Origin of the sequence: Bacillus sp. JH7, from assembly GCF_001563515.1 — a bacterium.
In the GTDB taxonomy this organism is placed as follows: domain Bacteria; phylum Bacillota; class Bacilli; order Bacillales; family Bacillaceae_G; genus Bacillus_A; species Bacillus_A cereus.
The window spans coordinates 469383-492067 of record NZ_LPUS01000011.1; the positions used below are offsets into that span (position 1 = coordinate 469383).

Here is a 22685-nt window from a genome sequence, read left to right on the forward strand (position 1 = left end):
ATTTACTATATTGTGGCATACATATAGGAAAAGGGAGTTTGGAAAGGGGAATAAAGAAAAATGGAACTCCAGTTTCAAAATGTATATCAACAGGTAGAGAATTGGTATGTGTTGGATTCGGAGCTTCCTTGGGATGTCAAAAAGCTGAGAGAGGATTTGTGTTCTCTTATTGAAGTATGTAAAACACCCGTTATTTTTTGTGATACGTGTGATGCAAATGATGTACTTCTATCATTAGGGGAAGAGGAAGAAGAGTTCCTATTCCCAGTAGGTGGTTTTTATCATAAAGAAAAGAAATTAATTTTCGTTTGTATGTGGGAAGAGTATGAGCAAGTTCTCAAAACGCTACTGCATGAATTTCGCCATGCGATGCAACATAAGAGAGATATATTGTATGTGGGAAGTGAACGGTACGAAGAGCGGTGGATTGAAAAAGATGCGAGGAAGTTCGCGGAGAGGAAATTGGATGAATATAAGAGTAGAAAGTTAATGTAAAGCATAGTGGAGAAATAGCCCTGTGCTTTCTTTATGCTTATTAAAAATAAGTATTTGACTTTTATTAAGTTTAGTTCTAAACTAATGATATGAAACGAGCGAGGTGATGAAATGAAAACAGAAGATAGACTAGGGCTACTATTATGGTTTCGTTTGTCACGCTTTTATAATAAGAGTATTCGTGAGACGAATCAGCATTTGAAAAGATGGAATGTATCTGCCGCCCAGTTTGATGTGTTAGCTCAAGTTGGAGGGCATGATCGTTTAACGCAGCAAGAACTTGGAAATAAGCTATTTGTTACGAAAGGAAATGTAACGCAGCTTTTAAATAAAATGGAGCAGCTTGAGTGGATTTTGCGTGAACAAGAGGGTACTACGAAATATATTTCTTTAACAGAAAAGGGAAGAGCTTTATATGAAGAAATCGTCCCACCTCAAGAAACGTTCCAAGCAGAGAAGTTTCATAATTTAAACATAGAGGAACAAAAGCAATTATTAACACTACTAAAAAAGTTACAATAAGAAAAAAATTTAAAATAAATCTCGAATTCGAGATAGTATGAGGTGAAGGATATGTTTAGAAAAATTGATCATAAAAATATGGGCAGAGCAAATCATGGTTGGTTAAATACACATTTTCATTTTTCTTTTGCCAATTACTATAATCCAAATAACATGAACTTCGGAGCGTTACGTGTTATTAATGATGATCTAGTAGCGGCGCAAACTGGTTTTGATATGCATCCACATCGTGATATGGAGATTATTTCTTACGTTGTAGATGGTGCTTTAACACATGAAGACAGCATGGGAAATCGCGGAACAATTGAGCGTGGACATGTTCAATATATGAGTGCTGGCACGGGCGTATTTCATAGCGAGCATAATTTAGGCGATGAAACGCTGCGTTTATTACAAATTTGGATTTTACCAGACCGTGCAGATCATAAACCAAACTATGGTGAGTTTAAATTTGATTGGAGCAAGCGTGAAAATGAATGGTTCCACATGGTATCTTCAGTAGAAGGAAATGCACCAATTCAAATTCACCAAGATGCGAATTTATATTCCTTATCATTAGAGGCTGGAAAAGAAATTCATTTTCCAGTGAAAGAAGGCCGTCAATTGTATCTTGTACAAATTGAAGGAAGCAGTGTAATCAATGGTGAAACGTTTGTTATGCGGGATGCAGCAGAATCTGTAGAAGAAGATATTCACATTCAAGCCAAAGAGCAATCTCATTACTTAGCAATTGAATTGAAAAAACAATAAAAGGTTTATAGGAAAGAGGACATCCGATAGATGTCCTCTTTTTTGATTGGAATTGTCTGAAAAATGTTTCTCAAAATTTTGGTAGAGGTATCAGCTGGGAAAATAAGAATTGTATAAAAGTGTCAAAAATCTTTATGGGAATGGGGAATGTTATAGTGAAAAAGCAAGTCATTTCATCAGCATTAGCGTTAACTGTTATCGCCGGGGGATTTGGAGCGTTTGGGGCAACGACAACGAAAGCGGAAGAACAAAAAATTCAATATCATCAAGAATTTAAAACACCTGCATACATAGGTGAAGAATGGAAAGCACCGGAAGGACTAGATAAAAAAGAGACAGTCTTTCAATACTTAGAGAGTAAGAAAGATATGTTTAAATTAGCAGGAAATATTGAAAAGCATTTTAATATCGTTGGGGAAGAAAAAGATGCTGAATCTGATACGACACATGTGAAGCTAGTTGAGAAACATAATAACATTCCTGTGTACGGTTCTGATCAAACTGTTACACTTGATAAAGAGAATAATGTAAAAGCATTCTTCGGACAAGTTATTCCGAATTTAGATGATAAAAATATTCCTGCAGCTGCAAGCATTACTGCGGAACAAGCAGAAACGATTGCAAAGGCAGATATTGAGAAAGAAATTGGTAAAGTAAAGAGTTATGACGGTGTGAAAAAAGATTTATTTGTATATGAAAAGGACGGTAATTACTATCTTGCATACTTAGTTAAGGCATCGATTTCAAAACCAGCTCCAGGATATTGGCATTATTTTGTTGATGCAACGAATGGAAATGTTATTGAGAAATATAACGCTGTAGATAACATTACTGGATTTGGTTACGGAGTATTAGGTGCTAGACAATCATTTGAAATTGCTCAAGATACGAAAACAGGACAATTCAACTTGTTTGATGGTAAACGAGGACAAGGTGTTCATACATTTGATGCAGAAAATATGGACGAGAACTGGTTTAATTTATTCTCACAATGGCTTGGATATACAGGAGAAGAAGTTGAAAGTAAATCTAAGTTCTTCGAAGATAAAGCTGCAGTTGATGCGCATGTAAATGCGGGAAAAGTATATGATTACTACAAAAAGACATTTAATCGTAACTCTTTCGATGATAAAGGTGCGAAGCTTATTTCAACTGTTCACGTAGGTACAGCTTGGAATAACGCAGCTTGGAATGGTGTGCAAATGATGTACGGTGATGGCGATGGAAAAACATTCATTCCATTATCTGCTGGACTTGATGTTATCGGTCACGAATTAACGCATGCTGTAACTGAACATACAGCAAACCTTGTTTACAAAAATGAGTCAGGGGCGTTAAATGAATCGTTATCTGACATTATGGGTGTTATGGTTGAGAAGAAGAGCTGGGATTTAGGTGCTGACATTTATACACCTGATAAACCAGGCGATGCACTTCGTTCATTAAAAGATCCAGCGTCTATTCCAAACCCATTAAAACCAAGTGAAGGTTACCCAGATCACTATAGTAAACGTTATACTGGAACAGCTGATAATGGCGGCGTTCATATTAACAGTAGTATTAATAATAAAGCTGCTTATTTAGTATCTGAAGGCGGAGATCATTACGGCGTGAAAGTAACTGGAGTGGGCCGTGAAGCAACAGAAAAAATTTACTACCGTGCGCTTACGAAATATTTAACTGCAAACTCTGACTTCAAAATGATGCGTCAAGCGGCACTTCAGTCAGCTGAAGATTTATACGGTAAAAACTCTAAAGCTGTACAAGCTGTAACGAAAGCTTATGATGCAGTAGGTGTAAAATAATAAGAGAAAAGACCTGACATCCTAGTCAGGTCTTTTCTTTATCCCGCTATCCGCAAATGATGAAATTTCCACTTTATTTAGTCGCGAATACCTAATGCGATTTTTGCCATACGTGACATACGTTCTTTCGACCAGGGCGGATTCCAAACGACATTTACTTCTATTTCATTAACTTCAGGTACGTTTGTTGATAATACTTTTTTAACGTCTGATACGATTTGCCCAGCCATTGGACAACCGATAGAAGTCATAGTCATCGTAATGACAGCATTATTATTTTCATCTGCTGTAACGTCATACACTAATCCAAGATTAACGATATCAACACCTAGTTCAGGGTCAATAACAGCTTCTAAATTGGCAAGTAATTTATTTTCAAATGCTTCTTGTGACATAAGCAGCCCCTCCTACACTTTAATGATATCGATTCTCATTATAACGGAAATGAGCATAATGTGCAGGAAATGAGCTCAAAAAAATATCCCTCTTTCAAAGAAGGGATATTTTTGAACATCTATTCTGTTTTAAAATGAGATACGAGTTGATCTAACTCTTCAACTGTTTGTTTCATTTTTCTAGCAGTTACTGTCATTTCATTCATAACAATAACTTTCTGTTCAGCAGATTGTGCCGTTGCGGCAGTTTCGCTGGATACTTCAGTAGAGATAGAAGCGATGTTATTAAGTGAAGCATTCATTTCTTCAGCACTTGCAGCCATTTCTTCAGCAGTTGCTGATATATCTTGCATTTGAGTAGATACTTTATTTACTTGTTCCACAATTGTTGTGAAAGAAGTACCAGCTTCACGAATAACATTGATACCTTCAAATGCTTCAGAACGGCCTTGAGACATCATAGAGCTAGCAGTTTCTGTATCATTTTGAATTTGATGTAGTAATTGATTAATGTCTGTTGCAGCTGTTTTAGATTGTTCAGCAAGTTTTCGAACTTCGTCAGCTACGACAGCAAATCCTTTTCCGTGCTCGCCAGCACGAGCTGCCTCAATAGAAGCATTTAAAGCAAGTAAGTTTGTTTGCTCAGCAATATTAGAAATAGATTGTACAGCAGTATCAATATATTTCGTATGAGTGATTAGACGTTCAACCACTTCTGACGTAGCATTTACAGCTTTGTGTATTGTTGTCATTTGTGAAACAGATTTTTGGATAACCGTACTTCCATCGCTAGCATGTTCAGATGTGGCAACAGCAAGTTCCGCTACAGATGAAGCAGATTCAGCGATGCGCTGAACACTTACTGCCATATCATCCATTGCAGTTGAACTTTCTTCCATACTAGAAGTTTGTGATTGAATACTTGCATTTAAGTTGGACATCGAGCTTTGGACTCTTAATGTCGCCTCACGTGATGTATTCGTTTTTTCTAGCATATTTTCAGAAGCGGTTTGTACTTCCACTGATGTTTTTTGAACACGATTAATGATATGTTGTAGGTTTTCTAACATTTTATTAAATGATGTTGCGATAGCACCTATTTCATCGTTGCTATTTACTTGTAGACGTGCCGTTAAGTCACCTTCTTGAGAGGCTAATTCTTTTAGTTTCGTGTCAATTTGTTGAATTGGTTTCACAAGTTTACCAGAGAACCACCATGCAAGAATAATTGCAGCGACAATACAAATAACAAGTGATAAGAAAATAACATATTCAATTAAGAGTGCAGATTGGTCAATTTTTTCAATAGATTGTTCACGTAATTTAGCTTGTTCATTACTGTAATTTGTGAAGTCACCAATTACTTTATAGACCGTTCCGTTTTCTGAAGAAGCTACTTGTAAAGCTTCTTCCCATTTTTGTTCTTTTGCAAGAGTGAATACTTTTTCTTCAATGAACTTTCTCCAAGTAGACCCTAATTCCATTGTGCTTTTTACGGACGAAGAAAGATTTGGATTAGAAAGAAGTTTATCTTTTGAATCTTCAAGACGTTTACTCATCTGATTAAACTTGTCTAATTCGACTTGATCATGTTGTAGTAAATAACCCCTTAAAGCAGATAGCTGTACTTGATAAGCGTCTCCACGTTCTTTCAATTCTGTTGCCAGTGGAGAAATTTCTTTTTGTAATGTTTCAGCTTTACGAGATTGGTCAATAGCAAAAAATAAAATAAAAGCTAAGGCGATGCCAAATAAAGCGCAAATCGTTCCCATCATGAACATAAGTTTTTTTCTGATACTTACAAAATTCATATAATTAAAAGCCTCCTTTGTGAAATCTTAGTATTAGAATTAATAAATGTAAAAAATTGAAAGAAAGCTTTACTCCAGTTGGAATAAAGCTTTCTTATTTCCTTTAGGAATTATAGCAGACGGAATGAGAGATAGAAAGAGATATTTTAAAGTGAAAAAGGAGAACCTGTAAAACTTTCTTTCCTATACCTTTGAGCTCGTGTCATTTTCACTTTAAGCGTTTGTTTTGAAATGAGAGACGAGAACTTCAAGTTCTTGTACGATTGTTTTCATTTCAGATGATTTGTTAGCCACGATACTCATTTTGTTTACTTGATCACCAGCTGAATGTGCTGTTTGTAATGTTTCTGCAGCAACTTCATTTGAAATAGAGGCGATATTATTTAAAGCTGCGTTCATTTCTTCAGAGCTTGCAGCCATCTCTTCAGCAGTTGCAGACATTTCTTGCATTTGCGTAGAGACTTTGTTAATGTGGTTAACAATTTCTGAGAATGAAGATCCGGCAGTACGAATAACAGTAATTCCTTCAGAAGCTTCTGCTTGACCTTGTGTCATCATGTCATTTGCTATTTTAGTATCGGCTTGAATTTGATGCAGTAAATGGTTAATGTCAGTTGCGGCTAGTTGAGATTGTTCAGCAAGTTTTCGAACCTCATCAGCAACAACAGCGAATCCTTTTCCATGTTCACCAGCACGAGCTGCTTCAATAGAAGCATTTAAAGCGAGTAAATTTGTTTGCTCGGCGATATTCGAAATAGATTGAAGTGCAGTATCGATATGATTTGTATGTGTAATGAGTCGCTCAATTACTTGTGATGTAGCGTTAACAGCTTCGTTAATTGTGTGCATTTGTGTAATAGATTTCTCAATGACTTTATTCCCATCATCTGCTTTTTCTGAAGTTGTGACAGCTAAACTAGTAACAGAAGAGGCGGACTCAGCGATACGCTGAACACTTGTTGCCATGTCATCCATTGCAGTTGAACTTTCTTCAATGCTAGAAACTTGTGAACGAATATTGTGTTCAAGAGCATTCATAGTTTCTTGGGTCCTTGCGGTATTTTCCATAGAAGCAGTCGTTTCGATAAATACATTTTCGGAAGCTTCTTTTACACTTGTTGATGTTTGTTGAACTTGTTTTATTATATGCTGTAAGTTAGTGAGCATTTGATTAAAGGAATTTGCAATGTCACCTATTTCATCTTTACTTGTTACGTGTAATCTAGCCGTTAAATCTCCATCTTGAGAAGCTAATTCTTTTAACTTCTCATCAATTTGTCGAATTGGTTTAACGAGTTTACCAGAGAACCACCATGCTAATAAAATAGACGTTAATGTACATGTAATGAGTGAGAAGAAAATAATATATTGAATAAGTGATGAAGAAGACTCGACGTCAGCAATTAATGCGTCACGTTTCTCATTCTCTTCATTTGTATATTTATTAAAACGATCTAAAAGATCATTTACATAATCTGTTTGTGCTAAAGCAATTTTGGATGCTTCGTCCCATTTTCCTTCACGAGCAAGAGGTAGTACCTCATTATCTATGACGCTACGCCATTTTCCCCCCATTAAAATAGCTTCTTTCATTCCTTCTGGGAGCTTCTTGTCACTTGTTACTTTCTCTCTAGTATCAGCTAATTTTTTCCCTTCTCGGTTGAACTTATCTAATCCTTTTTGATCATGTGATAGTAAATATTCTTGTAAACCAGCAACTTGTGCTTGGAACCAATCGCCACGTTCTTTTAAAATCGTCGCTCTTTTTGATACATCATTTTTTAACGTTTCGATTTCACTTGCTTGATTCATGGCGAATGAAAGAATAACTATAAGAGCAATGCTAAATAAAGAAGAAATGCTTAAGAGTGTGAACAGTAGTTTTTTTCGAATACTAACATATTTCATCGTTACCCCTACCCTCATTTAAACTATTTATTATGATTTATGGATATTCAAAACGAAATTAATAAAAACATTATTATGAAGTTATTAATCTGTTCAATGAAAATTATAGCAGATAATGGAAGGAGTCAGATTGGTATTAGAAAAAGTTCTTAAAATGTATACATTTGCATATCATAAAATTCATAAATAAATATTAGAAATGCTATTGAAATTTGAAATGACATCATGTATACTTCTAATTAGTTGATAACGATTATCAGTATCAACTAAAACATTACTCTTCGTTATGTTGGTCATACCCCTTTTTGACGGCGTAAGTCAGAGACGAAATGTTGAAATATCTTGTGTCCTATTCTACAGAATTATGGTAATCTCCAACCTCAACTTATATGCGTGAGCATGCAAAAAGGATCCTATCCGTGAAGGGATCCTTTTTTGCATGCTGTCGCAATTATTGTATATAGACCAGGGATACGTTCTTCGATTCCTTCCGGTGCAGTAGAAGGGAAGAGCCATCTTTGATGAGGTCCGTGTTCTTCAACTAGTTTTTCAATTTTAAAATGTTCTTCCGCGAGTGTTGTAATAATTTCTCCTAACGTCCAGCGACGGATGGTTGTTTTAGGTAGCGATTCTTTCTGTGCTTCTGTAAGAAGGATGCTATAAGCAACATCATCTTCAATTAATTCTTTATCGAAATAATTTCCACTTGCTCGAAATGATGGATGGTCTACTCCTAATAGCTTTGTGTATATTGGATGGTAATCGCGAAGGATAAGTATTCCACCGGGCTTTAGTAGTTGAGAGATTGTTGTAAAAAGTGGTTTTAAATCTAGAAAGTAATGAAGTACACCAAGTTCCAGTAATACGATATCAAATGATTTGGAGAGATTTACATCTAGTACATCAGAAACGATGTAATGAATAGAGACGCCTGCGGCTTCCGCAAGTTCATTTGCATATTTTGCATTACTTGCTGAAATATCAACAACTGTTACGTCAGCTCCTAAAAGAGCGAGTGCGACAGCTTTATTTCCTTTTGAGCCGAGTAAATTAATAATACATTTTCCTTTTGGAGATTGTATGTAAGGTAAATAATGTGCTACTTCGCGCGTGGGATCTTTCATGATTTTTTTCGCATAATCAGCTGGTGCCCCGTGGCGATTCGTCCAAGCTTCATAAGCAGCTGTATTCCAGCTTTTTTCATTTATAGTGCTTAGTTGTTTTTGGTTCAATGTTATCACTCCTTTTGTGAACGTATAGTTATTCGGCAGAGGGATGGGATTTCCTTTTCTTTCTGAATAAAAGTTTGATTTTTCTGTTATTAAGTCGTACAATACTTTTTATACGTAAAAGCGTTGAAAAGGAAAAGTAGGATGAACACATTCTTTCCAGAGAGCTTCGGTAGCTGAGAAGAAGCAAGAATATTCATTTGAACAATGGCCTTTGAGCTTCGTCCTGAACTTATCAAATGATAATAGTAGGCGGCGACGAGAGTTGGTACTCGTTATCAAAACCACAGTATAAGAGCATATAGCTCCGTACTTGTTAAGGCTAATTATGTGAGTAATTGGCGAAATAAGGTGGTACCGCGACTGTTTATACAGCCCCGCCCTTATCTTTTTTAAGATAAGGGCGGGGCTTTTTATATTTAAAAGGAGGAATGTAAGATGAGTATTTTTATTGGAGGCGCTTGGCCGTATGCAAATGGTTCGTTACACCTTGGCCATATTGCGAGTTTGTTACCTGGAGATATTTTAGCGCGTTATTACAGGGCAAAAGGTGAGAATGTGCTGTATGTTTCAGGGAGTGATTGTAATGGAACACCGATTGCAATTAGGGCAAAACAAGAAGGTGTGACAGCGAAAGAAATTGCTGATAAGTATCATGAAGAGTTCCAGCGATGTTTTCGTAGCCTTGGTTTTACTTATGATTGCTATACACGTACAGATAGTGAGCACCATCATGAAACGGTTCAAAATGTTTTTTTACGTTTATTAGAAGAAGGACATATTTATAAAAAAACAGTGGAACAAGCGTATTGTGAAACGTGTACGCAGTTTTTACCGGATCGTTATGTAGAAGGAATATGTCCACATTGCCATGAAGCAGCAAGAGGAGATCAATGCGATGCGTGTTCAGCTATTTTAGATCCACTCGATTTGTTAGAAAAGAAATGTAAGTTATGTGGTAGTACACCATCCGTACAGGAAACAGAGCATTTCTATTTTGCGTTGCATACATTTCAGCAGAAAATTAAAAAAGTTGTAGAAATCGCAAAAGAAAAAGGAACATGGCGTGATAATGCAATTCAATTAACAGAAAGATATGTAAAAGAAGGGTTACAAGATAGGGCAGTATCAAGAGATTTACCAATTGGGGTACCAATTCCAGTAGAAGGGTATGAAGATAAGAAAATTTACGTATGGATTGAAGCAGTGACAGGCTATTATTCAGCGAGTAAACATTGGGTTGAAGAAACAGGGAAAGATGATCAAGAGTTTTGGGCTAGCGAAGCGAAAACATATTATGTGCACGGAAAGGATAATATTCCGTTTCATTCCGTCATTTGGCCAGCGGTATTACTTGGAATAGGGGAGGAAGCAATCCCGCGTCATATCGTTTCGAATGAATATTTAACAGTTGAAAAAAGAAAATTATCTACAAGTAAAAACTGGGCAGTATGGGTGCCTGACATATTAGAACGCTATGATCCAGATTCTATTCGTTACTTTTTAACCGTCAACGCACCAGAAAATCGCGATACTGATTTTTCATGGCGGGAATTTATTTACAGTCATAATAGTGAATTATTAGGTGCATACGGGAACTTTGTGAACCGGACATTAAAGTTTATTGAAAAATATTATGGTGGTATCGTGCCGAAAGGAAGTATTGAAGTAGAGCTGAAAGATAAAGTAGAAGGATTATATAAACAGGTAGGAGAGGCGATTGAGCAAACTAAATTTAAGGTGGCGCTAGAGACAGTATTTGATACAGTACGTTTTGCAAATAAATATTTTGATGAAAAGCAGCCTTGGAAACAAAGAGAAGATGATCCAGTTTCATGTGAAGAAACGATTTATAACTGTGTGTATCTTATCGCTAATTTTGCCCATCTCCTTGAGCCATTTTTACCATTTTCAAGTGAAAGAGTTCGAAACACATTGTCGATTGTGAAACGAAATTGGGAACCGCAAAATACGTTGCCAAGTAGAATTGATAGCGTACAGCCATTATTTGAGCGAATCGATGTAAAACAAATTGAGCATGAGATAGAGAAGCTGTATGGAGCGGTAAAATGAGATAGAGAAAAAGACCTTTCAAGTAAATGAAAGGTCTTTTGTTATGCAGTATGGTTCTCTTTCTTATCTTTCAAAAAGAAAAGTACAGCAAGGATTACAAGAATAATAGCTGCAATATCATACGTTATTTTAAATGTAGTATTAAAGTTTAAGTACTCTACGAAAGGAGTTTTCACTGCTCCTGCATATATACAAACGGGAACGAGAAGTAAATCGTAAAATTTCCTTTCTTTCATATATCTTATTAGGAAGAAGATACACATAATAGCAAAAAATATGATGCTTAAAATAGTCATTTATACCTCCAGATAAATTTACTTATTTTAATTGCAGTTATATCTTTTATATAAATTCTGTATTTTTTCAAGCGCTATGCACGCGATTGTGTTTCCTTTCTTTCCTAGCCGTAAGCAGCTGAGGAGTGAAGATCCCAACCAATATAAAAATAATACCAATCCACTGCATGAACGTTACGACTTCATGTACAAGTGTAATAGAAGCGATAATAGCAGTTGGTAATTCAGCTGCACCTAATATCGTACTAAGCCCTGTTCCAACCTTTGGTACACCGATTGAAAAACAAATGACAGGTACAACAACGCCGAATAATCCGAGGAAGAAAGCATATTTCCATAGACCGGCTTGCAAAGCACCGTCTGTTAAAAAGGTTGGCGGAAAGAATAGGCATACGATAAGAGTAGCACTTGTTGTCATAAGAAAGCTTTTTGTATAAGGCGGAACATCTGTAGCGACGCGTCCGCTTGCAAAAACATAGAATGAAAAAGAGACAGCAGCTAATAGCCCAAAGATAATCCCTTTCGTAGAAAAACTTTGTCCGAGGCCTTCAAATACACCACCTGCAAACAATGTACCAGCAAATAAAATAAGGATAGATATGATCTTATCGCGACTTGGAAATGTTCGATTTGCAATGGCTTCGATAATGACACCAATCCAAGTGAACTGAAAGAGTAGGACGACAGCGATAGATGCGGGTAGTTCTTCTACAGAAATAGCATAAAAAATCCCAGTCATACTCATTGTTGTTCCGACGGTTAGTAATGAAAAAAATTGTTTTTTTGTTACTTTATGACGTGAAAAGAAAAGAACGAGTAGAAATAGTCCAATCCATCCGAAGACATATTGTCCCCCTAGTAGTTGATGTGCTGAAAATCCATTTATGAATCCGAGTTTGAAAATAGTTGAAAGTATGCCGTAGCTGCAAGCACCGAATAAAACGAGCAATGAATATTTAAACTTTTCCATAAAAAAATCCTCCTTTTAAGTAATAAAAAACGCCCGCTATCCAAATAAGGATAACGGGCGAACGAAACAGAGTAAGACACTCTACAAAATTCCGCCACTCACACATGAAGTATGAGTTTGGGATATGTAATTATAGTAAATGTTACATTGCTTTTGGGAATACAATGGAGCATTTTACACCTTGAGCTGTGTTTTGTATCCCGTAAGGAAACTGATGTTTATCTAATATTTGTTTCACGATATATAATCCAAGACCACTACCTTGTACTAACCCGTGTTTATCAGGATTTGCGCGATAGAAAGGCTCAAATAAATGAGCAAGTTTATCTTCATCAATTTGTGAACCTGTATTTAATACTTCTAATGCGTAACCATTTGGTTTTTCATAAAGCTTTATATATACGTGTTGATGGTCAATTGTATAATGAATTGCATTTGAAATAATGTTAAAAATAGCAGTTTGAATAAATTTAGGATCAGCTAAAATTTGTACGTCGTGTTTAATATTAGATTGTACATTTAATTGTTTTACAGATACAAAGTAATCTACTTTCTTCATAACATCCTCAATAATATTAGATAAAGAAATGACTTCTAAATTCGGTTTAAATTGAGGGTTTTGTATTTTGGATAATTCCGACATTTTTTCCGTTAATATGTTAATGTCTTGCATCATCTCGTAGGAACGTTTCAAATACTTATCTCTATCTTTATAAGCTCCAATTCCGTGAATCATGCCATCTAGTTGTCCCATAACGGCTGCGATTGGTGTTTTTAATTCATGGGACACCATAGACATAAATTCTTTACGAGATTGTTCTAATTGTTGTTCCTTCTTGAGCTCGTTTCTTAAATCTTGATTGCTTGCATGTAAATTCTTCACAATATTTGGTACTTGTGAAGCAGCTACTTGCAAATTAAAATCTGTTTGATCTGTATTTTTGTTAAGTAGCTTTTTATCTGAGAAATCAAGATTCATAATATCTTTTAAAGCATCGCTCATATATTGAAAAGGTTTGGCAATTAGTTTTGTATAAATTAAAGATCCGAGTAGTGATAATGCAAGCATTGTCGCGCCAATATGTGGAGCTAATTGCTGCAACGCATCTGCTAACTTTGGATTATCCTTTGTATCATTTGTTTTACTTGCTGCATTTTGTGTATGTAAGGCATCATTATTAGCAGCTTTCTTTTCTGCTTCTGTAGGCGGATTAGAAGTGCTATTTTTCCCCGAAAGATTTTGTGTATGTTCTTTTGCCTTTACAGTTTGGCTAGGCTGCAAAAGGTGATTGATAGCTGTAGAAAGAGATTTATAATCTATAATAGAAGATTGAAAATTAGAAATGCTCCCCTCTGACACAGCTTTATTTTGCTTCGTTTTACTTCCGTCGTTTTGCTTATCTGAATCGGCCTGTTCTGTAGTCGGCGTTCCATTTTCTTTCGCAAAACGTTCTTTATCGTAGTTTGAAGCTAGAAAGTAAATAATTTGATAAAGGCAAAGTGATAAAAGAATACAAAATAATAAGGTTTTGATGAAAATACTTTTGGTGATGTTGTCTTTGCTACGATTCGATTTTGTAGCCAATGCCTTTCACCGTTTTAATATAAGGAATTCCTAATTTTTTTCTTAAGTTTTTAATATGTGTATCTATAACTCTTACATCACCATAATGTTCATAGCCCCATACCTTATTCAACAAATCACTTCTTGATAATACTTTTCCTCGATTTTGCAGTAAAGTATAAATAATTTCAAATTCTTTTGTTGTCAATTCAATTTGATTACCATGAACATAAGCTGCATATGCTGTAGAGTTTAACATCAATTCATGGAATTGTAGTATAGTTGCAGCTTCTGCTTCCTTCGTTGCTGCCCTTCTTAATACAGCCTCTACACGCTTAATAAATACAGTGTAATGGAACGGTTTCGTAATATAGTCATCAATACCTAATTCAAATCCTTTAATTTCACTTTCTTCATTATGTAAGCCTGTTAACATAATGATTGGTACATCAGATTGTCCTCGCATAATTTTACAAATACTATAGCCATCTATATCTGGTAACATTACATCGAGGAGGACAAGATCGTATGAATTTTTTTGGAAAAGAAGAATACCTTCTGTTCCAGCACCAACTACATCAACTGTAAAGTTTTGTGCCATTAGAAATTCACGAATAAGTTCTTGTATATCTGGGTTGTCTTCAATCACCAGTATATGCGTCATAGTAACACCTCCTAAATAACGCTTTTTACTGCAATATTCGAATTCATCATTTTTCGAGTGACTCAGATTGTTTATACATATAATAAGCCCCCGCTATAAAATAATCATGAAGGTAGCAAGGGGAATAGTTTAGTGTTACTGAATAGTTCAGAATTACAGTAGTTCTATTATAGTATGTATTATAAAATTTATAAAACATTATAACTGTATAATTTTAATATCTACGTTTATCAATGTTTAGATATCAGCTAATCAAATCTATTCCTATTATATATGTAAATACAGTTGTTTTGCTACTGTAAATGAATAAATAAAATAAGCCAAGACATAAAATTCTTGGCTACACATAAATCTTGTTTTTAGGCTATTTTACAGTGACAGTAGCTTGCTGCTGAACGCGCTCAAATAACCAGTGTATATCATTGTTATACATACGAATACAACCAAGTGTTGTCCATTTGCCGATTGCTTGATTATTGTTAGTTCCGTGAATCGCATAAGTTGTTCCGTAAGTTCCTGCCATATTTAATCCGAGCCAACGGTCACCAAGTGGATTACGTGGATCGCCGCCTTTAATTTTGCCTGTATAATAAGGGCGGTTTTTAATTTTATTTACGATTTGAAAAGTGCCTTTAGGTGTAGGTGTTGCAGCTTTTCCAGTAGCGACAGTAAAACTTTTTATAAATTTTCCATCCTGATAATAATCCATTTTATTTAACTGAGTGTCTACAATTAATTGATCTTTCGTTGTAGCTGCCTCTGCACTAGCGAATGGAAGAGTTAAAAATCCTAATGATAATAGTGCGCTTAATAATAATTTTTTCATTGTTATTCTCCTTTTACTATCGTAATAGTCTTACATACAATGAAGTTGTAATCCTCGTAATGCTTTATTTACATTTTCATCTAATGTTTCAAAGAATGTAGTGATTTTGCTGTTGTGTTTGTTGTTATCAATAAGTAATCTTTCATTTAATAAAAGCTCACCACGTAGTCCAAAACTTTGAACTTGAATATTTAGCTCATCTTCATTTTCAGAAATGATTGGTAAGAAATAGTGAAAAGCTTTTGTTGGAATGATGTAGCTTTTGCCAATCATGCTTTCTTGATTTGAATTAATCCATTTTTTCGTGACAATTTTAATATTCTTTTTTGAAACGATAAAAGATAGTGTTGTAGATTTTGTTAAACTTACGTCAAATTCACTTGTTTCACATATTTGTAAATTAAAAACGGTTTCATTTTGATGAGATTCAACATTTGTATTAATAAAATCGTGCATTTTATATGCTTCCATTTCGTATTCACCCTTTTTTCAATTTCGAAAAACGACTTATATTTATTCAAATTAATGCTTAGTCATATATTGGTTAAATTTTTCAACAAATTCCGATATAATCTTACAATACGTATATGAAGCTAATATGAAGTTAGCATGAGTTTGTGATGGTTTTTTATTGAGAACAAAATAAGAGAGGTTTTTTAGTGTTAAAAAATGGATAAAATCTGCATGTTATTAATGCGCCTTTTCGCTATTTCGACTTGGAAAATGATTTTTATTATTTAATAAAGAACGAAAAACATTAGTGTGACCCTTACAAAAATGTAATAAAAATGTAAGCTATTGTGATAGTTATTTCGACAATTTTTTTATACAATAATAGTAAGAAGTTGTACGTGATTGAAAGGAGAGATGACATGGAATGGATTCATGAATTATTTCAGCAATACGGGTATTATGTTGTACTTGTCGGTTTGCTGTTAGAATATATTGCACTTCCGTTTCCGGGAGAGCCAACATTAGCATATGCGGGATTTTTAGCACATAAGGGTGATTTAAGTTTACCGATTTTAATTATTCTATCCTTTATTGGGACAAGTGTAGGAATGACGATTCAATACTTTTTAGGAAATAAATTAGGTATGCCTTTCATTCAAAAGTATGGGAAATACGTATTTTTAACACAAAGAAAAATTGACTTAACGAGAATGTGGTTTGATAAGTATGGGTACTTCCTAATTTTTATTGGTTTCTTTATTCCTGGTGTACGTCATTTCACAGGATACTTTGCAGGAATTATTAATTTACCATTCCGTCGTTTTGCCATTACAATTTATTCAGGCGCTCTATTTTGGGTATCATTCTTCTTAATCGGTGGTTACTGGTTAGGTGGAAACTTACATGATATCTTTGGAGTGCTAGAAGGTCATATCGGTAAAATTATTTTTGGAGTTATTGTGATTGTAGCGGTTACGTTAGGTATTCGTTTCCGTAAGCAGTTAAAACGAGTATTACTACAAAACGCAAGCTAATATGAAATCCATTCTATGTCAGAATTTAGGAAGGCAGTGCAAAAGCACTGCCTTTTTTATTTTATTTTTAAGACTATGTTTAATGCACATTTTACATTCTTTATAGGAATTTGATACAGGATAAGAAATAAGTGTCTTGTCAATTATTATAGTCGTAATGACAATTATAATTGACAAATATAAGGATATTATTTACAATTTTAATTAAATAAATGAAAAAGAGGGAAGACATGAAGCTTCAAAATCGAGTGAGGGAATTGCGAGCAAAGCATCGTTTATCACAAGGGGATTTAGGGAAAGCGATTGGATCATCACGGCAAACGATTAGTTTAATTGAGCGTGGGGATTATGCACCATCTATCGTATTGTCGTTAAAAATCGCACAAATTTTCAATGTACCGGTGGAGGAAATATTTACGTTAGTAGAGGGGGAAGAGGACGATGAAGAGTAAGCGAAAAAAACAATTTGATTCTGTGGGGAAAATAGCATTAAGTATGATAGGAGGATTTTTAACGTCTTATATAGCTTTAAATTTACTCTCGGATGAACCGAGAAAATTATCATCCAATACATTTATGGGTATATGTACTATTTTTGGAATTTTAATGATGTACTATACTTGGAAGAATACACGTATGTTAGCAGAGGCACGCGATGAAGAAGAGAGCGTACAAGGCAGAAAATTAGGCATTATAAGTATATATTTACGTGTAGGTGATATAGTTACGCAGGCATGGTTTGTATATGCAGTTATTACATGTAGACGTGCACTGTTGCAGGATACAAATGTTTCATTTGCGGTGTGGAATTTAGTAGCTTCTATTGCTTGTTTAACTACTGTAGTAATTATCGGACTCATAACAAAAAATCGTTATAATAAGCTATATCCTGAACAAGGTGTAACGTATATGGAATCTATGAAAATGTGGACGAAAAACGCAGATGAAGGATTAAAGCACATTGTGCATGAGGCTGGATATAAAGCATATGAATTTACGAATACAATATTGGCATATGTATGGTGGGCTGCCGTTATATATACAGCTGCTAGTAATATCGATTTTGTATTAATTGGCTTAATCTCATTTATTTGGATATTGCATCTTGGGAAGTTCATGTACGAAATGCAGAGGAAAATGATTTATTAAGGGGAGAAAAAGGTGGATATTTTAAGAAGGCCAGCTGGCTCAATGACAGTGGCGCTAATTCTGTCCATTTTATACGGAGTAATCCGAGCTGGGAAATTAGAAGTAATTTTGAACCTATGGGCAATAGTTGGAATTTTTTTATTAGTGTTAGCCATTCATGAGCTAGGACATGTAGTATTTGGTGTAATAGGTGGTTTAACATTTAAATTTATGACAGTAGGACCCATTACTATTCAAAAAGAAAAGGGAAAATTACGCATTCGAGAAAATAAATTATGGGCTTACTTTGGAGGCGTTGCAACACTAGTACCACCTTCTATAGAGACACCGAATCTTTCGAAAAAGTGGGCATGGCTCACTTTAGGTGGACCGATTACGAGTTTACTGTTTGGTATTACTTCCGGTTACATATACATGGTGAGTTATTATCAATATCTTTTATATTTTTCCTTTTTCCATTTTGCAATCTTTGCGGTTACAATTGTGCCGATAAAAGGAACGCTTATGAGTGATGGGATGCAATTTCTTATTTTAATTAAAGATGATGAAAGAGCTAGAAATCATTTATATGAGATTCAAATATCGAGTGAGTTATTTAGTTATAAAAGACCGAAAGATTGGGATGAAAGATTAGTAGAATTGAGTGAGGAGAAAATAAAAGAGAATAAAGGGATAAGAGAGATAATGAGTAGACTTATGCTTGTCTTTTTTGCTCGTGCAGATCAAGAGGGAATGGAAAGAGCGATACCGTATATAGAAAGAATTGTTCAACTACCTGTAACGAAAGAAAATAAGTTTTTCGTTAGTAGTTTTCATAGTTGGTATCTTTTATATAAAGCCCTTTATGAGATGGATAGTCTTTCTTTGCAAGAAGCAAAGGAACATGCAAAGGCTATTACAAAAATGGACTTAAACGGATATTATCGTACACAAGGAATTATCAAATATTTAGAGAATGATCTAGAAGCTTCCCATACTTATATGAAGAAAGCTGATAAAGAATTAAAGAGCGCCGAGAAGAGTGAGATTGGATATTTACAATTAGAAAGAGAATGGTTTGAGCAGTTGAAGGTGAGGGTATCTTACGATGGATGAGGTATCCTCTTTTTTATATGTCATCTTATGCCGTTCCATAAATAGCCTGGGGCGAGTAAAATGAGATAAGAAGAGCAAAGCTTGGAGGAAGTAAATATGGAAATTTTATCAATTATTTTGATAGTCTTGCTCATTTATGTTGTTTTTAAAGTGGCATATGTAGCATTAAAGATACTCGCGATCCTATTAATTATCTTTTTAATCGTAGAGTTCGGCAGTAAGTTGCTTGGGGGATAGGGTATATTGTGCGTTTCGAGTGTCGAAGGTTGTCGTTAAATCGATATCTTGTGTTGAACCGTTGATATAATGAAAAAATCGTTGATATAAGTGGAGAAATGATCGATATATTTGAGAAATCGTTGATATATTTTAGTGAATACGAAGTGGGGTATGTGGAAAAGAAGTTGCCGTTGGGTAGCTTCTTTTTATTGTAGTGGCAGGGTATAGAGCATAAATAGGTTGCCGAAAATTGCCGGTAAGTCGATATCCTGTGTCGAATGGTCGATATAATGAAAAAATCGCTGATATAAGTGGAGAAATCGCCGATATATATGGAGAATCGCTGATATAATCCGGTTGGTACTGGATGGGGTATGTGAGAAAGAAGTTGCCGTGAGGGTAACTTCTTTTTATCGTGATGCGGGGATATGCAAAACAATATAAAAAGCTGGAAGAGTATCTTCCAGCTTAAGAGTTACTTTCAATTTGACGACCGCTATCTTCTTCAGTGTCTTGTAATAGGTTGAATACGTCTGCTAGGCAGAATGCAATGAACCAAGTCCATAGACCGTGGAAGAAAGCTGAGCTTAATTGAAGTGGTAATGTATAGTTTGTCATTGAGTAGGAAATACATCCACCAACGATTCCGATCATTGTTAATAACATTGTTTTTTGAGCATTTTCTTCTGGATTGAAGAGGAAGTAAATGTATCCGCCTAAAATTGAAGCGCTTACAAGTGTTTCGATTCCATTAAAGATGATATTCTCTCCAAGCTGAGTGTTTGTCCAGAAGCAGATTGTTCCGCCGATAATAGCAAACAGGACAGCTATTGTATATCGTATATATTGATTCATATGTTCATCTCCCTATGTAATAAGATGATTTGGAAGTCAAAAAGGTAGGTATAGTATATTGAAGTGAGTTTTAATTGTACGTATCTTTTTATAAAAAGATCATTGAAGAGTAACTAAGATGATCGGTTGTTTAAACCGTTACGTGTATGGTGTCTGAAATATACCCGGCTGTTCGTTTCTTTTTGCTTGTAAAATAAGAGAAACTTCCAAGTCTATATACTCTTTTTTTTGTGAGTCTGCTTTCATTATAACACATTTAGGGACATAATAATAGAATTATCTGATTTTGTAATAAGTGTAAAAAATAAAAAGCGTAAGGAAATACCATTAACGGTGCAGTTTAGTGGAAGAAGGATTTTAATTTATTATGATGAAATATGTAATCAAGGTGAGATCTAAGAATGAGGCTTAAATACTATAAAAAATGTTTTATAGCATGAATGTAAGGGAGGAGAGCTAACTTGGAGTTCACAACAGAAAGATTAATAATTAGACCTTTTAAGAGTACTGATTTACAGGATGTATTTGCTATTTATAATAGTGATGATACATGTAAGTTCCTATTACATAATAAGTGGACTCATGAAGACATGCAGAAAAGATTTAATAAGAAGCTAGCAAATAATGTACTTACTAAAGAAACAATATTAAGTTTGGCAGTTATATACAAAACTAAAGTAGTTGGTGATTTATCCGTATGGTACACAAATATGAAAGACACTGTTGAGATTGGTTATAGTTTTGCAAAGGAAGTAGCTGGGAGAGGTTTGGCAACAGAAGCAGTAAGTAGTTTGGTATTGAAATTATTTAATGAATGTAATGTACATCGTATACAGGCTAATCTTGATGCACGTAATACAGCTTCACAAAAATTGTGTGAACGAATAGGCATGAGAAAGGAAGCCCATTTCATACAAGATTTTTGGAATAAAGAGGAATGGACAGATAGTATTGTATATGGAATGCTATCCTCCGATTTGTAGTAATAAACTTAGTGATTTTATTATGCTAAAAGGTACGTTAGTTGAATAACAAAGGGCATAACATATTATATATGACTAATATGTTATGCCCTTTAATTTATTAACCTGTTTTATATGCGTTTGAAACGGCCGACAATTTCAACTGTTTCAGTAATGTTCATAAATGCTTTGTTATCCACTTGACGGATAATACGTTTCATTTCGCCTAACTCATAGCGAGTCACGACAGTGTAAATCATTTTTTTCTTATGGTTTGTATAGCCGCCGACAGCGTCTACCATTGTCACCCCGCGTATGCCGTGATGTAGTAGTGCGCTTTTTATTTCCTCGCCTTTTTCTGTAATAGTCATTATCGTTAATTTAATATGTTTCGTATGCACAGCGTCGATAACTTTGCTGACTACAAATCGACTAATTAACGTATAAAGTGTAATATCCCATCCGAAAATAAAACCTGCTGCTACAAGTAAGATTAAGTTGAATACAAATATGATTGCTCCAATTGAAACATCTCGATATTTCGCTACAATCAATCCAACAACATCAAAACCACCTGTTGAAGAAGCAAATCGGAATATAATTCCTGAAGCTGCTCCGCAGATAACACCACCGAATACAGAAGAAAGTAAAATATCGTCTGAAACTTGGTGTACCGGGATAATGTTCATCGCTAACGATGACACAGCTACAAAGTAAGCTGTTAAAAAGGTTGTCTTCTTGCCTAAGTAAAAGTGACTTAAAATAAGAAGAGGAATGTTTAGTAAAAAGATAAGTGCACCGATATTGTAGTGCATTAAATAACCGATAATCATCCCTACACCAGCGAATCCACCGCTAATCATATTATGCGGGATAAAAAACATATTCATAGAAATTGCATACAAAATAGAAGCTATAAAAATAACAACCAACTGTATCATAAATTCTAAGTGAAATGTTTTAGCTGCTGGGAAGGATAAAAAGGCGGTGTCGGGAACGTAATCGGCGTCTCCTAGTTGACCCATAGTATGTTTCATCTCCATATTCATTTTTGATTACAAGAAGAGAATAAAGGTTTTTTCAAAAACTGGCAATAGTTTTATTATAATACAAAAATTTTATAAATTTCTAATAAATCAAGCCTATTCATTGATGTGTGTGAATATGCTAAAGAAAGCGAATACAACGTTTCTTAATTATTGTTTTCTTGAGAAAATATGCAAAATACTTTTTTTGAAAATAAAAGGAAATAGAGAATATTTGCCCGATGTGCTAAAATGACCTTATTAAGGATGTGAAGCGATGGAATTTTTATTGCAGGATGCAATTCTATATATATCGTTTGTAACGACAGCACTTTGCTTATTAGAAGTTTTCTTCCTTGCTAATGTTTCTCGCTTTGTGCGTCAACAAGCATCAAGCGGTAGACAAAGAGCTTTTACGTTAGTTGATACATGTGAAGATAGTGCGGGAAATGTACCGCTATTTTCAATTTTTTATAAATATGGAATGATTCGTTCCGTACGCAGACAAGAATCAAGTGAAGAGAATGATGAGGTTGGTCCGTATACACCAATGTTTCGCTAAATAATTACGAAACATTGGAGGAA

At 34.8% G+C, this 22685-nt stretch carries 24 protein-coding genes and 1 other annotated feature; of the genes, 12 read left to right on the forward strand and 12 right to left on the reverse strand.

Annotation, left to right across the window (positions count from 1 at the left end; translation table 11 throughout):
- Positions 1-60 precede the first annotated feature (60 nt).
- From AU379_RS19675 to AU379_RS19690, 4 genes are all read left to right on the forward strand, one after another.
- On the forward strand, positions 61-495 hold the full coding sequence (locus AU379_RS19675; RefSeq protein ID WP_000422795.1) for a DUF3920 family protein: 435 nt from the start codon (positions 61-63) through the stop codon (positions 493-495).
- Positions 496-606: 111 nt separating this feature from the next.
- Positions 607-1017, forward strand: a complete 411-nt coding sequence (locus AU379_RS19680) for a MarR family transcriptional regulator (protein WP_061139651.1) — start codon at positions 607-609, stop codon at positions 1015-1017.
- 51 nt (positions 1018-1068) lie between these two features.
- A complete protein-coding gene (locus tag AU379_RS19685) occupies positions 1069-1767 on the forward strand; it encodes a pirin family protein (RefSeq protein WP_061139652.1) in 699 nt (232 codons plus the stop codon).
- Between the two features lie 155 nt (positions 1768-1922).
- The gene (locus AU379_RS19690) at positions 1923-3572 is read left to right on the forward strand and encodes a M4 family metallopeptidase (RefSeq protein WP_033685825.1); all 1650 of its coding nucleotides are present in this window, start codon (positions 1923-1925) and stop codon (positions 3570-3572) included.
- 77 nt (positions 3573-3649) lie between these two features.
- Here the strand turns inward: AU379_RS19690 and AU379_RS19695 are convergent, their stop codons facing one another.
- The 4 genes from AU379_RS19695 to AU379_RS19710 all read right to left on the reverse strand — a co-directional run bounded on the left by AU379_RS19695 (position 3650) and on the right by AU379_RS19710 (position 8918).
- Entirely contained in the window at positions 3650-3967 is a 318-nt protein-coding gene (locus tag AU379_RS19695; RefSeq protein ID WP_000076422.1) for a metal-sulfur cluster assembly factor, read from the reverse strand.
- A 119-nt stretch (positions 3968-4086) separates the two neighbouring features.
- A complete protein-coding gene (locus AU379_RS19700; RefSeq protein WP_001012203.1) occupies positions 4087-5778 on the reverse strand; it encodes a methyl-accepting chemotaxis protein in 1692 nt (563 codons plus the stop codon).
- A 213-nt stretch (positions 5779-5991) separates the two neighbouring features.
- A complete protein-coding gene (locus tag AU379_RS19705; RefSeq protein WP_000878437.1) occupies positions 5992-7686 on the reverse strand; it encodes a methyl-accepting chemotaxis protein in 1695 nt (564 codons plus the stop codon).
- 413 nt (positions 7687-8099) lie between these two features.
- Positions 8100-8918 carry a class I SAM-dependent methyltransferase gene (locus tag AU379_RS19710; RefSeq protein WP_061139653.1) on the reverse strand — a complete coding sequence of 273 codons (819 nt, stop codon included), beginning with the start codon at positions 8916-8918 and terminating at the stop codon, positions 8100-8102.
- 114 nt (positions 8919-9032) lie between these two features.
- Positions 9033-9303, forward strand: a binding site (T-box leader).
- A 50-nt stretch (positions 9304-9353) separates the two neighbouring features.
- Between AU379_RS19710 and metG the strand changes: the two genes are divergently transcribed.
- A complete protein-coding gene (gene metG, locus AU379_RS19715; protein ID WP_000021562.1) occupies positions 9354-10988 on the forward strand; it encodes a methionine--tRNA ligase in 1635 nt (544 codons plus the stop codon).
- A gap of 41 nt (positions 10989-11029) precedes the next feature.
- Here metG and AU379_RS19720 read toward each other — a convergent pair whose 3' ends face one another.
- The 6 genes from AU379_RS19720 to AU379_RS19745 form a co-directional block, all read right to left on the reverse strand.
- A complete protein-coding gene (locus tag AU379_RS19720; RefSeq protein ID WP_061139654.1) occupies positions 11030-11284 on the reverse strand; it encodes a hypothetical protein in 255 nt (84 codons plus the stop codon).
- Positions 11285-11351: 67 nt separating this feature from the next.
- A complete protein-coding gene (locus AU379_RS19725; RefSeq protein WP_000410486.1) occupies positions 11352-12254 on the reverse strand; it encodes a DMT family transporter in 903 nt (300 codons plus the stop codon).
- 142 nt (positions 12255-12396) lie between these two features.
- Entirely contained in the window at positions 12397-13839 is a 1443-nt protein-coding gene (locus tag AU379_RS19730; RefSeq protein WP_000201976.1) for a HAMP domain-containing sensor histidine kinase, read from the reverse strand.
- Complete coding sequence (locus tag AU379_RS19735; RefSeq protein ID WP_000148833.1) at positions 13817-14482, reverse strand: response regulator transcription factor; 666 nt, start codon at positions 14480-14482, stop codon at positions 13817-13819. The genes AU379_RS19730 and AU379_RS19735 overlap by 23 nt, the downstream gene beginning before the upstream one ends.
- Before the next feature lie 364 nt (positions 14483-14846).
- Positions 14847-15308, reverse strand: coding sequence for a L,D-transpeptidase (locus AU379_RS19740; protein WP_000735058.1), 462 nt, complete (start codon positions 15306-15308; stop codon positions 14847-14849).
- A 30-nt stretch (positions 15309-15338) separates the two neighbouring features.
- Positions 15339-15779 (reverse strand): DUF3978 family protein, encoded by a 441-nt coding sequence (locus AU379_RS19745; RefSeq protein WP_000388768.1) that lies wholly within the window; start codon positions 15777-15779, stop codon positions 15339-15341.
- 401 nt (positions 15780-16180) lie between these two features.
- Between AU379_RS19745 and AU379_RS19750 the strand changes: the two genes are divergently transcribed.
- The 5 genes from AU379_RS19750 to AU379_RS29465 all read left to right on the forward strand — a co-directional run bounded on the left by AU379_RS19750 (position 16181) and on the right by AU379_RS29465 (position 19276).
- The gene (locus AU379_RS19750) at positions 16181-16795 is read left to right on the forward strand and encodes a DedA family protein (RefSeq protein ID WP_000454754.1); all 615 of its coding nucleotides are present in this window, start codon (positions 16181-16183) and stop codon (positions 16793-16795) included.
- 230 nt (positions 16796-17025) lie between these two features.
- Entirely contained in the window at positions 17026-17247 is a 222-nt protein-coding gene (locus tag AU379_RS19755) for a helix-turn-helix transcriptional regulator (protein WP_000776168.1), read from the forward strand.
- Positions 17237-17944: a DUF3169 family protein gene (locus tag AU379_RS19760; protein WP_061139655.1), complete on the forward strand. Its 708-nt coding sequence runs from the start codon at positions 17237-17239 to the stop codon at positions 17942-17944. Before AU379_RS19755 ends, AU379_RS19760 begins: the two co-directional genes overlap by 11 nt.
- Positions 17945-17986: 42 nt before the next feature.
- Positions 17987-19039, forward strand: a complete 1053-nt coding sequence (locus AU379_RS19765) for a site-2 protease family protein (RefSeq protein WP_061139671.1) — start codon at positions 17987-17989, stop codon at positions 19037-19039.
- A gap of 96 nt (positions 19040-19135) precedes the next feature.
- Positions 19136-19276: a DUF3985 family protein gene (locus AU379_RS29465; protein WP_000404758.1), complete on the forward strand. Its 141-nt coding sequence runs from the start codon at positions 19136-19138 to the stop codon at positions 19274-19276.
- A gap of 450 nt (positions 19277-19726) precedes the next feature.
- On the opposite strand, the gene AU379_RS19770 is transcribed toward AU379_RS29465, so the two are convergent.
- Positions 19727-20113 carry a DUF3938 domain-containing protein gene (locus AU379_RS19770; protein WP_001077776.1) on the reverse strand — a complete coding sequence of 129 codons (387 nt, stop codon included), beginning with the start codon at positions 20111-20113 and terminating at the stop codon, positions 19727-19729.
- 461 nt (positions 20114-20574) lie between these two features.
- Here AU379_RS19770 and AU379_RS19775 point away from each other — a divergent pair, with 461 nt between their 5' ends.
- The gene (locus AU379_RS19775; RefSeq protein ID WP_000397306.1) at positions 20575-21096 is read left to right on the forward strand and encodes a GNAT family N-acetyltransferase; all 522 of its coding nucleotides are present in this window, start codon (positions 20575-20577) and stop codon (positions 21094-21096) included.
- 110 nt (positions 21097-21206) lie between these two features.
- Here the strand turns inward: AU379_RS19775 and AU379_RS19780 are convergent, their stop codons facing one another.
- Positions 21207-22100 carry a YitT family protein gene (locus tag AU379_RS19780; RefSeq protein ID WP_000530044.1) on the reverse strand — a complete coding sequence of 298 codons (894 nt, stop codon included), beginning with the start codon at positions 22098-22100 and terminating at the stop codon, positions 21207-21209.
- A 277-nt stretch (positions 22101-22377) separates the two neighbouring features.
- Here AU379_RS19780 and AU379_RS19785 point away from each other — a divergent pair, with 277 nt between their 5' ends.
- Positions 22378-22662 (forward strand): hypothetical protein, encoded by a 285-nt coding sequence (locus AU379_RS19785; protein ID WP_000394934.1) that lies wholly within the window; start codon positions 22378-22380, stop codon positions 22660-22662.
- Positions 22663-22685 lie beyond the last annotated feature (23 nt).

Bases quoted from the DNA above. Each gene is read 5' to 3' on its own strand.
- AU379_RS19675 (WP_000422795.1), top strand. From the start codon at position 61: ATGGAACTCCAGTTTCAAAATGTATATCAACAGGTAGAGAATTGGTAT.
- AU379_RS19680 (WP_061139651.1), top strand. From the start codon at position 607: ATGAAAACAGAAGATAGACTAGGGCTACTATTATGGTTTCGTTTGTCA.
- AU379_RS19685 (WP_061139652.1), top strand. From the start codon at position 1,069: ATGTTTAGAAAAATTGATCATAAAAATATGGGCAGAGCAAATCATGGT.
- AU379_RS19695 (WP_000076422.1), bottom strand. From the start codon at position 3,967: ATGTCACAAGAAGCATTTGAAAATAAATTACTTGCCAATTTAGAAGCT.
- AU379_RS19700 (WP_001012203.1), bottom strand. From the start codon at position 5,778: ATGAATTTTGTAAGTATCAGAAAAAAACTTATGTTCATGATGGGAACG.
- AU379_RS19705 (WP_000878437.1), bottom strand. From the start codon at position 7,686: ATGAAATATGTTAGTATTCGAAAAAAACTACTGTTCACACTCTTAAGC.
- metG (WP_000021562.1), top strand. From the start codon at position 9,354: ATGAGTATTTTTATTGGAGGCGCTTGGCCGTATGCAAATGGTTCGTTA.
- AU379_RS19720 (WP_061139654.1), bottom strand. From the start codon at position 11,284: ATGACTATTTTAAGCATCATATTTTTTGCTATTATGTGTATCTTCTTC.
- AU379_RS19725 (WP_000410486.1), bottom strand. From the start codon at position 12,254: ATGGAAAAGTTTAAATATTCATTGCTCGTTTTATTCGGTGCTTGCAGC.
- AU379_RS19735 (WP_000148833.1), bottom strand. From the start codon at position 14,482: ATGACGCATATACTGGTGATTGAAGACAACCCAGATATACAAGAACTT.
- AU379_RS19740 (WP_000735058.1), bottom strand. From the start codon at position 15,308: ATGAAAAAATTATTATTAAGCGCACTATTATCATTAGGATTTTTAACT.
- AU379_RS19745 (WP_000388768.1), bottom strand. From the start codon at position 15,779: ATGGAAGCATATAAAATGCACGATTTTATTAATACAAATGTTGAATCT.
- AU379_RS19750 (WP_000454754.1), top strand. From the start codon at position 16,181: ATGGAATGGATTCATGAATTATTTCAGCAATACGGGTATTATGTTGTA.
- AU379_RS19755 (WP_000776168.1), top strand. From the start codon at position 17,026: ATGAAGCTTCAAAATCGAGTGAGGGAATTGCGAGCAAAGCATCGTTTA.
- AU379_RS19760 (WP_061139655.1), top strand. From the start codon at position 17,237: ATGAAGAGTAAGCGAAAAAAACAATTTGATTCTGTGGGGAAAATAGCA.
- AU379_RS19765 (WP_061139671.1), top strand. From the start codon at position 17,987: ATGACAGTGGCGCTAATTCTGTCCATTTTATACGGAGTAATCCGAGCT.
- AU379_RS29465 (WP_000404758.1), top strand. From the start codon at position 19,136: ATGGAAATTTTATCAATTATTTTGATAGTCTTGCTCATTTATGTTGTT.
- AU379_RS19770 (WP_001077776.1), bottom strand. From the start codon at position 20,113: ATGAATCAATATATACGATATACAATAGCTGTCCTGTTTGCTATTATC.
- AU379_RS19780 (WP_000530044.1), bottom strand. From the start codon at position 22,100: ATGGGTCAACTAGGAGACGCCGATTACGTTCCCGACACCGCCTTTTTA.
- AU379_RS19785 (WP_000394934.1), top strand. From the start codon at position 22,378: ATGGAATTTTTATTGCAGGATGCAATTCTATATATATCGTTTGTAACG.